Origin of the sequence: Chryseobacterium candidae, assembly GCF_004916905.1 — a bacterium.
GTDB lineage: Bacteria > Bacteroidota > Bacteroidia > Flavobacteriales > Weeksellaceae > Chryseobacterium > Chryseobacterium candidae.
On sequence record NZ_SDLV01000053.1, the window covers coordinates 33,721 to 48,901 of the forward strand.

A 15,181-nucleotide genomic window follows, 5' to 3' on the forward strand; every position below is an offset into this window, starting at 1 on the left:
TATAAAATGGTTATTAGTTTCTGCAAATATATAAATTTAGACACTAAAAAGTGTCTAAAATGAAAAAAAAATCATAAACTTGTAAGTTTGAAAGTTTATTATGGAAAGAAAGTCTGTTGCAGGAAGTATCAGGAACAAGGAACGCAGTAAAAAAAAATTTTTGGATGCGGTTGGAAAAATACTGAGAACAAAAGGATATACTGCTTTGAAAGTGAATAGTATTGCTGCTACAGCCGGGGTGGATAAGAAAATGATTTATTCATATTTTGGAGGGATAGACGGCTTGATTGATGAGTATATCCTTTCACAGGATTTCTGGAGCAAAGTAACCATTCAGGAAACTGAGAAAATAAAACCTAAATTGTATGACAGAGGGAAATCTTTCATAGAAGAAATGCTTTTATCCCAATTTGACTATGTTTATTCAAGCAAAGAAGTGCAAAAGCTAATTCTCTGGCGCTTATCAGAACCCCGTAAATCTTTAAAAAAACTCACCGAAACCCAGGAACAAAACGGAGAATATATTTTCAAGCTTTTGATGGATTCCCATTTTAAAAATAATGCTGAACATGTACGCTCCATTATGGCCATTATGTTTTCGGGGCTTTATTACCTGAATATGTATGCGGCAATGAATGGAAGTATTTTCTGTGGAATAGATGTTGACTGCCCTAAAGGACGGGATAAGATCAGGAAAGCGATTTCTTTCATGTTACATCATACCTATAAAAGCCTGTAAAATTCTTATTTTTGAAAATTGAAACTGTTATAAAAAAACAAAACCATTAGAAATAAAGCTAATGGTCTGTCTATAAGTTGTGTTTCTTCCTTAGTTATTTCGTATTTGAAATTGTCTTAAAGTAAGGGAACCGAATAATACAATTTGGATTGTCTTATTTTTCAACCTAATAGTGTTTTAAAATATGCAGTTGGTTTTAGTTTATACAAATATATAAAATAAGACACTTCAAAGTGTGTAAAATTTTAAAATTTTTCTTATTTTTACTTAATATTTTGAAATTCAGTATGTTATTTTTCGTTGTCTATGTAAAAACTTCTCTTAAATGATACGATAGGCTCAGTTTAGGTTATAAAATACAACAGAAAACATTTCTAAGGTAAAGAGTGTCTTAAATAAAAAAATAGTGATAAAAAATATCTATAGGAAAGTATTTTATTTAATATCAGGCTGGTATTTTATATAAAAAAGCAGCATCACTATGGAAAAATGATGCTGCTGGTTGTGTTTTTACCTCAGTCGTTGATGTTCGAAATATTTTAAACTGAGGGAACTAACGATACAGTCTGAATAGTTTTTAATTTTTTAACTTCGGTAGTGTTTATATATATAATGGTTTTAGTTTGTACAAATATATACAAACAAATTAAATTAGACACTTGTTGGTGTCTAAAATGATAAAAAAAATTCTTAAACTTGTATATTGAATGTTTAATCATGGAAAGAAAGTCAGCATCAGGTAGTATTAGGAATAAGGAACGCAGCAAAAAGAAGTTTTTGGATGCTGTTGGAAAAATACTGAAAACGAAGGGACATGCGGGGTTGAAGATTAATGATATCGCTGCTACTGCCGGAGTGGATAAAAAAATGATCTATACCTATTTTGGAGGAATGGATGGCCTGATGGACGAATATGTCCGTACACAGGATTTCTGGGTAAAAGTAACCAGCGAGGAAGTGGAAAAAATGAAACCGAATCTTGAAGATGGAGGCAGAGAATTTATTGAGCATATGCTGCTTTCCCAGTTTGATTATGTGTATAACAATAAAGAAGCCCAGAAGCTTTTGTTATGGACCATCTCTGAGCCCAGAAAATCATTGAAGAAACTGATTGATACACAGGAAGAAAACGGAGAATTTATCTTTAAACTGTTGATGGAATCCCGTTTCAAAGATAAATTGGAAACATACCGTGCGATTATGGCGATCATGGTTTCAGGGCTTTATTACCTGAATATGTTTGCTTCTCTAAACGGAAGCATTTTCTGCGGCATCGATACCAACACTCCTGAAGGGCGCGAAAAGATTAAAAAAGCGATATCCTTTATGGTAGATCAGACCTATGATAACCTTTAATCCTTTAATAAAGATAAATTGTAAAGAACATAACAAGGGGCAAATCACTGCCCCTTATTTTTTATTTTATTGATGAGTATTCTATCCTTTATGATAAGGACAGCCTGAAGCTGTAACAGCATTTCCATCCGTAGTAAAGTACTGCTCTTCAATTACCTTTCTCTGCTCTTCAGGAATATCCTGTATCTTACGAAGGGTGTTTACCTGGATGTGAGGCCAGCTTGTAGTACCTCCATCATTTCCGAAATCAAATTCAAAGAATACAATCTGCTCATACTGAAGTTGAAGAATCTCTTTTCCATCTTCAATCACTGTCTCTATCCACATATCCATATCTACCTCAACGGTAGGAACAAAACGGTTGACAAAAGGAACATTCAGAACTCCTCCCTGTGCTCCGGTCTTCATTTTGGAAGACATTCTCACATGAACATAATTACTGACTTTCTGACCTCTTAATGTGTCCCTAAGTCTCAGATCAGGGCGCACAGAGTAAGGATATAAATCATCAGCCAGTATTCTCTGGGTATAAATCTTGTTTGAACCCGGATCATTCTTGTCGTCCAGTGTTTCATGAACCCAATCCGGTGCAGGTTTATCAAGGTCAATGATTTCTTCTGGCGTTACTCCTGCATTTCCCATTGTACGTGAAATTGAAAGATGATTGGTTTCCCATGCTTCTTTACCATAAGGGAACTGAGGAGAACCTTCAATTAAATAGTACGTTGTGTTATCCTTATTTTGAGGAATAATATCTCCAAGCAAAGTAATGGTACTTCCATGAGGAATAACTCCGCTTCGGGAGATAGAGTAGTCCGGAATAAAATAAGGACCATCAAGCCCTGCTCCCGGCTTTATTTCCTGGGCCGGAATAATTTCATAATAAAGCTGTCCCGGTTGCAGCTGGCTTTGAAGAATATATTGGGGGTTGGCATCTTCGTCCGGTGTTATCCTTAGTAAAGGCTCATCCCTGTACTCGCCGGTATATCCATATTTGGCATCTTCTGTTGAAACGGCATGAATACCACGGTCTCTTTCAATAGATTCTTTCGTTGCTGCATGATTATAGACATCACTCAGCCATAGGTACATTCCGTTTTCTTCGTGGATGGGGGTATATTTCAGACCATCCTGTCCTGGTATAGCATTAACACTTTTAATGCTTTGTTCGTATTTAACTGCTCCGCAGAAAAGTTCACTGGCACCTCCACGGTTACGTACTCCTCCCGGAACGATGGAAAATGTCAGTTTCTCAATATATTCTTCACTGTCAAAAGCGAATTTTCCGGGTATTGTTCCTGAATTGGTTCCGGGGGAAGGCATAATGGTGGTATGTATTCCGCTTGCTAATGATGGTTTTGGAATATCTTTATTGTAATTGACATTATAGCTTACCCAGGTACCATCCAGTGCAGCCAGAACTCCATAATTTACATTATTTTCAATGGCCTGCAGATTGTCTTCTCTGAATGGTCTTACCGGATCATCAATAAGAAGTTTTGAATATCCATCCATTATTTCAGCCAGATTAATTTCATTCTGACCAGGCATTTTGCGGAATAACTGTTCGCCTCCCGCTTCGGGACTTTCTTTTTTTCTTTTAAGCATGATATATCGTTTTTATGATTATAGATTGATGTATTCGAAAGTTGGCCCGGCATTAGTCTGCGCATCTAATGGTTGTTTCATCAGATTAACAGCCTGTTCTTTCAAAGCATACATGTACATAATAGATTTCTCCAGTTCTCTCTGATTTCCTTCTACGGCACTTTGTATGGCATCTAATAGACGTCGGTAAGTTTTATTAAACTCCACACCCTGGGCGTGTAATTCTTTGTTTCTGATATAATCTTCCAGTTTAGGATTAGGTTTCATAGGATAGGCTTCGTTCCAGTCTACCGGAAGATCTTTTCCTGTAGGCGGCGTTGTTACAGGCATCATCCCGTTTTCATCCATGAAAGGCTCATAGTTTCCTCCCAGATAGAAATGTTCATGGAAAACTTCTTTAAATCTGAAATAATGTGCCAGTTCAACCCCTTCTTCAAACTGAGATGGATCTACATCAAAAATAGAATCATCAGCACCTTCACCCTGGCCCTTAATTTCCTGGAAAACAGCAATGACTCCGGCTAAAGCTTCTACAGAATGTAATTTTCCGCCACTTCCATAATATTGCTCTGGACGGATCTGTTTTGCCGGGTTTCCGGTGAAAATTCCTCCGGTATTTAATTCCTCAAAATTTGTTGGAAATTTTCCATGCTCTTTGTAATAAGCAATGATTTGGAAAATAACTATATAGAAGAATAAGACATCATAATATTCACCAATGGTGTGTACATTTTCCATGATGAAACCTTTCATATTTTCAAGAGTCCAGAAGTTGTTTTCCTGTAATGCTGCCCTTTGAGAATATAATGCGGAAGAATCGGTTTCGTAATCATATTTGGGAGCTTTTACCAAAGGCTGGCTTGGACTTTCAATTGCAATAAATGTAGCAATACTGTTGCTTGAAAATGTTTCAAGCCCTACGTAGAAATCCACATTCATTGGTAATTTCATCGGATAGGTAGGGTAGTTCTCCTGTTTGTTTACAGAAGGCTGGATATCAATTGCATTCAGAACGTTACAAACCATAATCAGGTGAAGCATTTCTTCTACAGCAACACTTCTGATAATTTGTGAAGCCAGAGCGTTAGTTCCATCCTTGATTGAGTATAAAGCTGTAAGGTAAGGAGGAATGGTAGAATGTTCAATAAGAATGGCCGTTTGCAATAGGTCTTGTAAAATCGGTTTGTAATCAATTTCCGTTATCCCGTTTTTAAATTCCGGAGCTAATGAACCGAACTGAGCTTCCAGATAGGCATTAAAATCTTCAATCTGATCATTCAATAAAAGATTAGTCAGTGTTTTGCTTTGATGTTTTAATCCCTCTATCCAGTCTTCTTTGCTCAATGTTGAATCAAATAATAAAGAAGGTAATGAAATGGCTTCTGTAACCACGGCGCTTCTTGCGGCCATTCTTCCTGCTGCTAATAAGGTTTCCTGTGGCTGTGCTGTTTTATTGATAAGTCTTTGTCTCATGTTGTTATTTTTTAAGTAGAATTTCAAGATCAGCAAGGATAGATTCCACCGAACGGATCGTGAATGCTGATAATGTTAAAGTAGGGTTTGAAGTTCCCAGCGTAGTCATATTTCCTGCTCCTACGACGTATAAATTCGGATGATCCCAGGTTTTACAATAGCTGTTGGTTACAGAATCTTCAGCTTTAGAACCCATTCTGTGAGTTCCTACGATATGACCCGCTCCGTTGTAAGAATATCTTTTCTTATTGTATATCACAGAGTTTTTGTCTTTCTCTGTATATTTTGTGAAATCCTTAATGTTTAATTTTTTAAACATTTGATCCGAAGCATCTTTTGCCTGCTCCATAGCTTTCATTTCGTACTCTGTCAGTTCATAATGAATAACAGGACGTGGAATTCCAAGTACATCCAGATATTGATCGTTAATGGTAACCCTGTTATTGGGATTAGGTAACTGTTCTATTTCAAAATGGAATAAAACCTGTTTTGAAAGCCTGTTGGTAAGTTCTTTTCTTAATTCTGCACCGAAAAGACCTTTGCCGATAAATTCTCCGACATCGGATCCCGGAGAAAATGCCGGCCATCCCCATCCCCAATTGTCAAGCGGAGAAATCCATGCTGAAAATTCACTTCTGAAATCCCCGTCACGGAATGACGAAATGTTTGTGGTAGAACCGGGACCTCTGTAAGGATAAACAGGTTCAGGGAAAAGTCCCCATGTCAGCATTACCATATGATCCATAAGGTTTCTTCCTACCTGATCACTGCTGTTAGCGGCCGTCTTTACAACGTTGTTAACGGTATATTTGGAGTTCAGTAGGATTTTTGGATTTTCAAAAGCGTTAGCAGCCAAAATTACAATAGCATCTGAGGTATCAACGGATTCTTCAATAAAATCTGTTTTCTCTTTTGAAGTATATTTTCTTAAATGAACCTTGGAGATTTTATCTTTATCATTTGGGTCAATGCTTAGCCTGTAAACCACACTCTGTGCCTGAATCTGCATGTATGGATTGCGCTTAAGATTTTCATTATCATTAAGTTTATACAAAGCTTTTTTTAATGTTTTTAAAGCATTGTATTTCGCCTGAACAGGACAGATCGGAACACAGGAAGCGTTTCCTTCACAGCGTTCTCCCATATAAGGATTCCACACAGAGCCAAGGGCTTTGTATTCTTCTTTTTCAGAGCTGTCTAATATCAGTTGATATCCTGAATCTTTCGGTTCAGCTTTGATGATCTTTGTTTTTCCGTATTTTGGATTTGGAATGGAGTTTCTTCCCTGTGGAGATGGTACCATCATTAAAGGAATCTCTCCGGAGCTTAGTTTCACGCTGGTGCCTTTAAGTCCCTCAATAATCTTATGATCCATATAACTCTGAGGAATTTCTTCCATCGGGAAGACATAGTTTCCATAATACTCTTCCATATTCTCATCAATAGGATATTCTTGTCTGGAAACATCCCCGGAAACTCCGATTTCAAATTCCGCCATCTCATAGTAGGGTCTTAATTCTTCATAGCTTATTGGCCAGTTGACAGGAGTTTTTTCATCAGAATCCGGCTTTGGAATAGTAATGCCGTATTTTTCAGTAAGCCTGAAATCGTTGGGAAGCATTCTTGGAGTCGTTCCCAGCCAGTGAAGCGTAGTTCCGCCTCCTACTCTTATCGCATCACTTGCGAATGGCATCGGCCCAAATTGTACCAGATAGCCTTTTTTATCGGGATACGGCTGAACAATATGTTCCATATCGAGAACATTTGGAGAAGGAGCTTGCTTTAAATTTGGATAAGGAGAATTGGGAACTTTGGCTTCCTCTCTGTAAAAAGTACGGATATATTCATTATAAGTGGTCATTGAGGATACAGAATCCAGTTCAATACCTGCTTCCAGCCCCGCCTCATACATGAGTATTGATATTTCTTTGACATTATCCGATTTTCCGGCATCTGCACGATGGATCATTTTTCCTTTGGTTACGTCAAATACATGATCGGACAATATCTTTGCGATCAATGATCCTGCGATCCCCGTTCCTACGATGATCACATCTTTTTTGTTATTAGTCTGGCTCATGAGTGGGTGTTTACGGGTTTAATATTCCATGATTTATATCCTGGCTGTTTGGCTCCCGGAGGATGGGAGTGCATCAGATTCCAGACAAGACCTTCCTTATAAGAAAGATCATTGATATAGGCCCCTTCCCAGGTTCCCAGATACCACATGGTAATTACTTTTCCGGAAATGTCATTCATTCCCGGGTTGCTGATAATTTCAGATTGTATGGCTTTTTTTAATCCCTCTTCACCGGAAGAATTTTCAAGAATATTTTTAGAAACGGTAAGGAATTCCACGAAAGTTGCTGCTTCCAGACTTTTTAAAACATAGGTATAATAAGTTTCTGCAAGCCCTGTTGACTGAAGTTCGTTCACCGTAAACCCGGTAAGCGCTTCCGAGATAGACATAAACACGTCGAAATAATAATCGTCGACGTTGAGAATTTTGTTAATAATATTCATTTCGTAAAAAATTTGGGTTAGATATCTTCAACTCCTTTTATCAGGAGATGATCAAGCCTATTGATCTACAGCTGCTGATTTTTCAGATACCACCTCTTTTTCCGAAATGATTGAATGTATTTCAAGCGATCCATAGTTGTCAATTTTGTTTATCCGAAATTAATCAGATCCCATCAGATACGATTCAGTATTTCTACGTAATTTGCTTTTATTTGCTTTTAATTTTTTGTAACAAAACCTTTACGTAAAGTAGTTTCAAGAGGTTTTGTTTTCACTTGGTTTAGAATTACTTTAAATAATTTGACAGGTTGTTTTCAGATGTTTGTCCAGAATAAGAATTAATAACAGATATAATGTAACAATGAATTGTTTTTTTTGATATTTTATTGATTTTTTCAACATAACGTTGTTTTGTTAATGTTTTTGTTTGTTCCTGTGTTAAAAAATACTAACTTTATAGTGATAGTTATATCATAAAAAACTAAAACCAATATGTATGAAAATGATAATTTACAAGATCTTTTGTCTATTACTATAGCCAGTTTATCACAGCAAAGATGTGTTTTGGTTTTGGGACCAGACATTTATATGAGTGATGAGATTGAAAATAGAGTAATAGATAGGACAGAGTTTTTTCTCAAGCTTCAGAAAGAAAACACTGGCATAACTTTTTTTCCTACTGATGGTGTAATGATATTTCAGGATGAGGATAGGTTTAAAATACAGCAAAATGTCAGAAAGTTTTATTCGGGAGATGGAGATGTTCAATTATTGGAAACAATTTCCAAAATAAAATTCCCATTAATTATAAATGCTTCCCCGGACGAATCATTATTCCACTATTTACACAAGTTGGATAATAATGTTCAGGAAGATTATTTTGAAGGGGATCAGGATGAGAATAAGAATATTACATTTAATAAAGATCAGCCTTTAATTTATAATGTTTTTGGCAAATCTTCAGACCCTCAGAGTTTGATTATTTCTCATGGCCTTTTATATAGAAGGATGCAGGAGATTCTTCCTCAAAACTCTTTTCCCAATGCAATCCGGACATATTTACAAAAGGCAAATAGTTTTCTCTTTCTGGGTTTTAGGTTTGATTCCTGGGCTTATCAATTGCTTACTTATAAAATATTTAATGAAAAGATCATAGATCCTAATAAAATCAGACTAAGTAGTAGTCCACAATATGTAAAGGATAAAATGATCAATTCTATAATGACAAAACCTCTAGGTATAAGTATTACAGATAGTCCTCCTCTTCAAATATTAAACAGGCTTATTCAGATCATTAACAATACACCAGCAACTGATCTGTTAAGGGATACAGGCATGCAGGATAAATTTAGTTCCTTTATTTCATATAATAGAAGAAATAAAATGTTTCTGGAAACTCTTGTGGAACGATTTAAAAATAAGGTGTCGGAAATGAATATCAATGAAAATGCCCAGACCGAATTACAGTTACTATATGATACTCAGGATTTGGGATATGGTCAAAGTATTGATTCTTTTATGACGCGAATTGGAAAAGGAAAGATTGTGATTATGATGATCAGTGAAGACTATCTGAAATCATATTATTGTATGACTGAGGCATTGAGGGTAAATGAACATCATAAATTCGATGAAAGAGTATTTTATATTTTGATTACAAATGATCTCATTCTTGACTTTAAAAACATTGATGTAGGGATGCAGTACTACTATGATTATTGGCAGGGTAAACTTACTGAAACAGCATCCAGAGAAGGAGCTGATCAGGAAAGAATTATAGGATATGTACTTATCAGGGATTTTATTAAAAAATTTATTAAAAATATTTCTGATCTGAATAATTATGTAGTGGATGTGAACAATATTGCAGAGGAGCTACTTGATGATTTTATCTTACAGTTAATCATTAAAATGAAAGAAGAGCTATGAGTACCAATTATAGGTTCCCCGGATTGAATTCTTATTCAAAAAAAGACGCATCCTTATTTAAAGGAAGAGATGATGATTCTCAGAACCTTTTTAACAGATTGCTTCTGAATAAAACAACTGTCTTTCACGCTGACTCAGGAATTGGAAAGAGTTCATTGATCCAGGCGGGATTGCTGCCAATTATAGATAAGTATAATGATGAGGTTTCGTGTGAAATTATCCCCATTGAAATAAAGCTTACAGAAATTATTAATGACAAGAGTAATAACCTGCTGACTGATTTTGTATTCAATAAGGTTTATGAAGAAGTTCCTTCATTAAAAAAGAATCTTTTTACTCTTATTCCGGATGATATAACATCATTATGGGTTTTGAATAAACGATGTGAAAAACAGAATAAGTATTTGGTGTTGATTTTTGATCAATTTGAAAACATACAGATTTTTACTAAAAAACAGATTGAAGGTTTTAAAAAAGAATTGTTTTATCTACTCGGTTCAAAAATTCCACCAGAAATTTATCTAATCATTGAGGATAATCTTAATGTAAAAATTAATTCTGACATTCCTGTTCAGGAGGAATACAACTTTTTAAGTGTTCCGAACAGAGCAAAATGCTTGTTTGTTGTAAGAGAAGATAAGTTGGGGGTAATGACACAGTTTAGTGATCTTTTTCCTGATATTTTAAAAAATGATTTTGCAATTGAACCACTTTCTTTAGAAGATGCTTTCAATGCAATTTATGAACCTGCAATTATCGAAGGGGATTATTATTCCAAACCATTCCATTTTAAAAATGACAATATTCTAAAAGGTTTGATTGAAAAAATTGCTGATTATGATACTCATTTGGTAGATCCAATCCAGCTCCAGATCATTGCTCGTGATATAGAAAGAAATATTGTGATAGGAAAAGGAAAAACTGTCATTGAGGAAAATGATATTCCGGAGGTTTCAGATATCATCTGGAAGTTTTATAATGACTGCTGGGATATTGTTTCTTATAATATTGGACTAAAAGATAGCGAAGTCTTTGATGTAAAGCAGATTATTGTTCCTCAATTAATTTCCACCGGAAGAAGAGATCTTGTTATCACAACTAAAATTCCTGAAGGAAATCCTACAAAAGCAATACTTATTCTCAAAAAAGAAGGGTTAATAAGAGAAGTGATTTCTGATGGAAATACATTTTACCAACTTACCCATGATAGATTGGTTGATTCTGTAAAGAACGATATATTAAGAATTGAAGAAAGGGCCCGAGTTGCTGACGAAGTGAGAAAAGTAAATGAAAAAGCCGAAAAGGCAAGCAGCAACCTAAAACGGAATATGAAAAAATTATGGCGCTTTCGTTTGGCATTTGCAATACTGATTATAGGTTTGATTATACTATGGATAATCTATGCACCTCGTTTTAAATCTAAGGACTCAGCAATTGTTTCGATAATAAATTCTCTGGCTTCTGTTGACCAAAAAGATGATTACTATATGCAGTTTCTTGAAAATAAAGATTTCAAAAATGCAATTATATTTTATTGTTTGACAGGTACTTATACAGATAAGGATGTCAGGGGGAAATATGAGAGTAGAACTGTTCAGGATACTTTAATGGCCGGATTAAGAGGTGATTCCCTTTTTGCTGTTGGTGAATATGAGAAAGCAATGAAGAATTATGAAAGAGTTGTTTTATATATAAATAAGCATAAAGGAAATCCTTCCAAAATTTACAGTATTAAAAGTAGTTATTATGCATCGATATTAGCTTTCGACGAATGGAAAAAAGCAAGACAAGATTCTACAGGTGTAATAACCAGTAGAAGAATTGGGTTGGAGGATAAAGGGATTAATATTCTTCCGGACGAAGTTAAAACCCTCAAATATTTGGAAAATGTACAACTGAAAGACAATAATTTTGAAACTATTCCTCCTAATATTTTAAATATTAAAACGATTAATATGATTAATCTTCAGAATAATAAAATATCAAAAATTTCAAAAGACATATCAAAGTTAACTAATCTGGAGGCATTGTATCTGAATCAGAATTCTATCTCTTCAATTCCTGTTGAGCTTTGTAATGTAGAATCTTTAAGATTTCTAACATTGAATAATAATAAGATTCTGATCATTCCGGACGAAATTAAAAAACTAAAAAAATTAGAATCATTATCTTTATCAGGAAATCCTTTATATAATTTTCCTTTGGCTACTTTGGAGCTAAAATCTTTGAAAAAACTTTATCTGAATAATAGCACTATAACAGAGCTTCCTACCTTAGATATATTAAAAGAAAAATTCTCCACATCAGCTTTAGAAAAGATTGATTTTAAAAATAATCCTGTAAAACTCGAGGGAGAATTTTATAATAAAAATGAAAAGAGAATTATAATCAACCAATAATTAAGCTGGTTGATAAGTTTCTTTAAATACTTCTTTTTCTATTCGGTATATCCCGGATTCATCAAAGGCAAGAACTAAATAGTCATCCTGAGTCACCAGCATGCTCTGATTCCACTGGGCTTCTATGTGTGCTTCTTTTCTAGGATCTAAGACATTGTAGAATTCTGTAAGATTATATTTTTCTATATTATCTGCCGTTAACTGAATGGCGTGTACGGGTATTTCAACAGGGCGGTAAAATAAATAACCGTCATGATCAGTTTCATTTCCATCGGGAATATACCTTTGATCAAACTGGTCTTTCAGTAAGATATACTTTTCTTTATGATCAGTATCGTTTTTAATAATATAGTCTCCTTTTCCGGCATAATTCACTGTTTCCGTTTTTCCTCCTATCACAGATTTTATTTCCTGACTGGATTCTGCAGCTTTTGCATATACACCTTTTATTTTATAATAAGGTTTTCCATGTTTTAATATGAAATCTGAATATTTAACCATGAGCTCCTCCTGTTTTATACATTGAGGCTTAAAAGTATTATTGAGAAATTCTGTAATGGGCGCATTGATTCTTTTATAAATATTTCTTTTTATGTAAGAAGAAAACAATGAACTTGCAAATCCTGCAATCTTACTTTGCTTCTTTATCTGTGTTATAATTGAAGGGTAGGTATTATCAACAATCATTTTTAATCTTTCTTCTATTTTTCTGTTGATTTTTTTGAACTCTTCTATACTTAATCCATTGTAAATGGGAACCGGAATTTCCTCTTCACGCTTATGCTCAAGTAATAATAAATCAGGAATATATGGAAATCTGAAATTTTTATTTTTTTCAGGTATTTTATAATTGGAGTCATAGGCAAAGATTCTTTTCTGTTCAGCATTAAGTGAAATACCCGTTTCAGATTCAAAATCTGAAAATTCATTACCGAAATAATACCTTAAAAAAGTCTGGCAGTTTTTTCTGCCCAACTGATAGTCGTGCTCTCTGAAAGATTTTTTGAAAAAACCGGAAAATCCACTTATTAAGCCACTTGCCAAAAAATAAAATCCTCTTTTAGAAGGATAAATTAAAAATCTGGAGCGATCCATATCTAACGCGCTCAGAATATCTTCCTGTTTAAACATAGACTGATTTCTAAAAGTTCCTATAAGTTTAAAAACTAGGTCTTTTAAATTATTTTGTGTCACTTCTTCCTGGGAACGAATTGAGGTAGCATTTGTAATATTAGGAAAAGGATCTACTAGAATATAATATGCTTTATCATTTTGATGATAGTTTTTTATTTTGGACTGCATTAATTTTACCACAGTTCCTAGCGGCTCATTATTTATTGCTCCTCCATCTACAGCAGTGAATGAATATGGCTTTCCCTGAGGATCTATCGCAACATCCATTTTGTATTTGTCAAGTAAATTTTGTTTAAATTTTAAAAAATAGTCATGGGAAACATGAATGATTCTGTTTTTTAGGCCAAATGGAAAAGCGCCGGTTGCCATGGCTGCATGAGAAAGATATTCTTTATTATCATCACATAAAGTATCTGATGGAAAATCACAATTTATATCGATGTGGGTGTTTGTGGAAAATGTATAATGTAGAAAGCCACTGTGCATCCTTAAAACATTTCTGGTGGGGTTATCCTGGCTGATGTTTGCAAATTTGATATCAATAGGAACTCCTTGTACATTTGTTACGGATAGAAGCAGATTAAGATTTTTACTGATAAAGTTAGGAGGATTGTAATTGATGCTACCTTTCGGAACAGCAGCTTTGGCAATATCATCAATTACCTGTGAATTTAAAAATGACTTCATATCCCATAATGAAAACTTCTCTTTTTTAAGATCACTGACATCTAATAATTTTTCAAGGGTACTAATACCTTTTTTATCATCATCCATCATTTCAATCCAAGATTGGTATAATTTCGATTTTTGAAATGTATGATCAGGAATAGTATAATTAAAATGGGCGACCTCGTCATTAATTTTATTATAGTAAGTGTTGTCACAAAAAGAGTAACCAAGTATTGCACCTGTCATTCCGCCTGCAGATGCACCTGAAATAATTTCGATAACAACATCATGAAGGGGAACTTTTATTTCAGCTTCTGTGAGTTCTTCATTCCATTTTAATTTAGTTCTGATTTTTTCTTTTTCTTTTTCCCATCTTTCCAATGTTTCAATAAAATAATCCATCACACCTGCTGTATAAGCACCTGCAGATACAGCACCTGCAAGACATAATCCTAATCTGATCGTTTTTGTTTCCATTGTAGTTAGTTTTTATAAATTTACTGTTTTATTGTAAATAATTATAACTGTTATGTTCATTTATTTTCAAAATAAAAAGCTCCGGTTCAATTATGAAGAAATGTTCACATAAGAGAAAAATCAAAGATTTTCTCAAAACTTAGGGTACTTATCACGCATAAGGCTTGGTTCTCAAAAAACTTAAGTGTTTAAAACTTTTATGCCTTTTGTGGTTAAAATAATGAATATAAATGTTTAAACAACATCAGTGTGGCAGTGAATATAGAACTGGATTTTAATATCGGGAAATTAATATCCTTAAAAATAATAATAAATGGATGTTTCAAAATTATTTATATTTACTAATAAAAAGATAGTAGTTACTAAAAGGTTAGTAATAACATTTAGGTTAGTAATTAGTGAAAACAAAGACAATGGAAGAAGAAAAAATAGTGTATTCAAGGCCGCAATGCAGTACCCATCTGTCTGCTACAGAGGATGCTTTGTATGTCTTGGGAGGCAGATGGACCATCCGGGTAATGATTGCTATTCTGGGCGGGCATACACGCTTTAATGAACTGCAGAGAACCATCAGCGGAATTTCAGCAAGAGTATTATCCAGTGAATTGAAAAAGCTGGAGGTTAATCATTTGGTAGAAAGAACCGTTATTGCAGATCAGAAGCCGGTTCTGGTAGAATATGTTCCCACGGAATATAGCGAGTCACTGAAAGATGTTATTGCAGCACTGGCAGATTGGGGAGCAAAGCATAAAAAGAAAATTACAGTCTGATATCAGGTCAGAAGAGTAGTGTTGACGTTAGAAAATACTGTTTGTTGGTATTTGATAAGTTACAGCATTGCTTACACTTTAAATATTTTTACTCAAATTAATAA

10 protein-coding genes are annotated in these 15,181 nt (G+C 34.4%); 5 read left to right on the top strand and 5 right to left on the bottom strand.

Features of this window, described 5'->3' with window-relative positions; genetic code table 11:
- Positions 1-100: 100 nt before the first annotated feature.
- On the top strand, positions 101-739 hold the full coding sequence (locus tag EK417_RS18980) for a TetR/AcrR family transcriptional regulator (protein ID WP_136523052.1): 639 nt from the start codon (positions 101-103) through the stop codon (positions 737-739).
- Between the two features lie 717 nt (positions 740-1,456).
- Positions 1,457-2,095: a TetR/AcrR family transcriptional regulator gene (locus EK417_RS18985; protein WP_076597894.1), complete on the top strand. Its 639-nt coding sequence runs from the start codon at positions 1,457-1,459 to the stop codon at positions 2,093-2,095.
- An 81-nt stretch (positions 2,096-2,176) separates the two neighbouring features.
- On the opposite strand, the gene EK417_RS18990 is transcribed toward EK417_RS18985, so the two are convergent.
- Genes EK417_RS18990 through EK417_RS19005 form a run of 4 tightly spaced genes read right to left on the bottom strand, consistent with a single transcriptional unit; the run spans position 2,177 to position 7,699 of the window.
- The gene (locus tag EK417_RS18990) at positions 2,177-3,703 is read right to left on the bottom strand and encodes a peroxidase, FMP-type (protein ID WP_136523053.1); all 1,527 of its coding nucleotides are present in this window, start codon (positions 3,701-3,703) and stop codon (positions 2,177-2,179) included.
- Between the two features lie 18 nt (positions 3,704-3,721).
- Positions 3,722-5,176 (bottom strand): ferritin-like domain-containing protein, encoded by a 1,455-nt coding sequence (locus EK417_RS18995; RefSeq protein WP_136523054.1) that lies wholly within the window; start codon positions 5,174-5,176, stop codon positions 3,722-3,724.
- Positions 5,177-5,180: 4 nt separating this feature from the next.
- Positions 5,181-7,256, bottom strand: coding sequence for a GMC oxidoreductase (locus EK417_RS19000; RefSeq protein WP_136523055.1), 2,076 nt, complete (start codon positions 7,254-7,256; stop codon positions 5,181-5,183).
- Positions 7,253-7,699: a hypothetical protein gene (locus EK417_RS19005; protein ID WP_076597890.1), complete on the bottom strand. Its 447-nt coding sequence runs from the start codon at positions 7,697-7,699 to the stop codon at positions 7,253-7,255. Before EK417_RS19005 ends, EK417_RS19000 begins: the two co-directional genes overlap by 4 nt.
- 492 nt (positions 7,700-8,191) lie before the next feature.
- Between EK417_RS19005 and EK417_RS19010 the strand changes: the two genes are divergently transcribed.
- Positions 8,192-9,628 (top strand): toll/interleukin-1 receptor domain-containing protein, encoded by a 1,437-nt coding sequence (locus EK417_RS19010; RefSeq protein ID WP_136523056.1) that lies wholly within the window; start codon positions 8,192-8,194, stop codon positions 9,626-9,628.
- Positions 9,625-12,027 (top strand): leucine-rich repeat domain-containing protein, encoded by a 2,403-nt coding sequence (locus tag EK417_RS19015; RefSeq protein WP_136523057.1) that lies wholly within the window; start codon positions 9,625-9,627, stop codon positions 12,025-12,027. The genes EK417_RS19010 and EK417_RS19015 overlap by 4 nt, the downstream gene beginning before the upstream one ends.
- Here EK417_RS19015 and EK417_RS19020 read toward each other — a convergent pair whose 3' ends face one another.
- A complete protein-coding gene (locus tag EK417_RS19020; protein WP_136523058.1) occupies positions 12,028-14,307 on the bottom strand; it encodes a patatin-like phospholipase family protein in 2,280 nt (759 codons plus the stop codon).
- 413 nt (positions 14,308-14,720) lie between these two features.
- Here EK417_RS19020 and EK417_RS19025 point away from each other — a divergent pair, with 413 nt between their 5' ends.
- On the top strand, positions 14,721-15,077 hold the full coding sequence (locus EK417_RS19025) for a winged helix-turn-helix transcriptional regulator (protein ID WP_110366345.1): 357 nt from the start codon (positions 14,721-14,723) through the stop codon (positions 15,075-15,077).
- Positions 15,078-15,181: the final 104 nt, after the last annotated feature.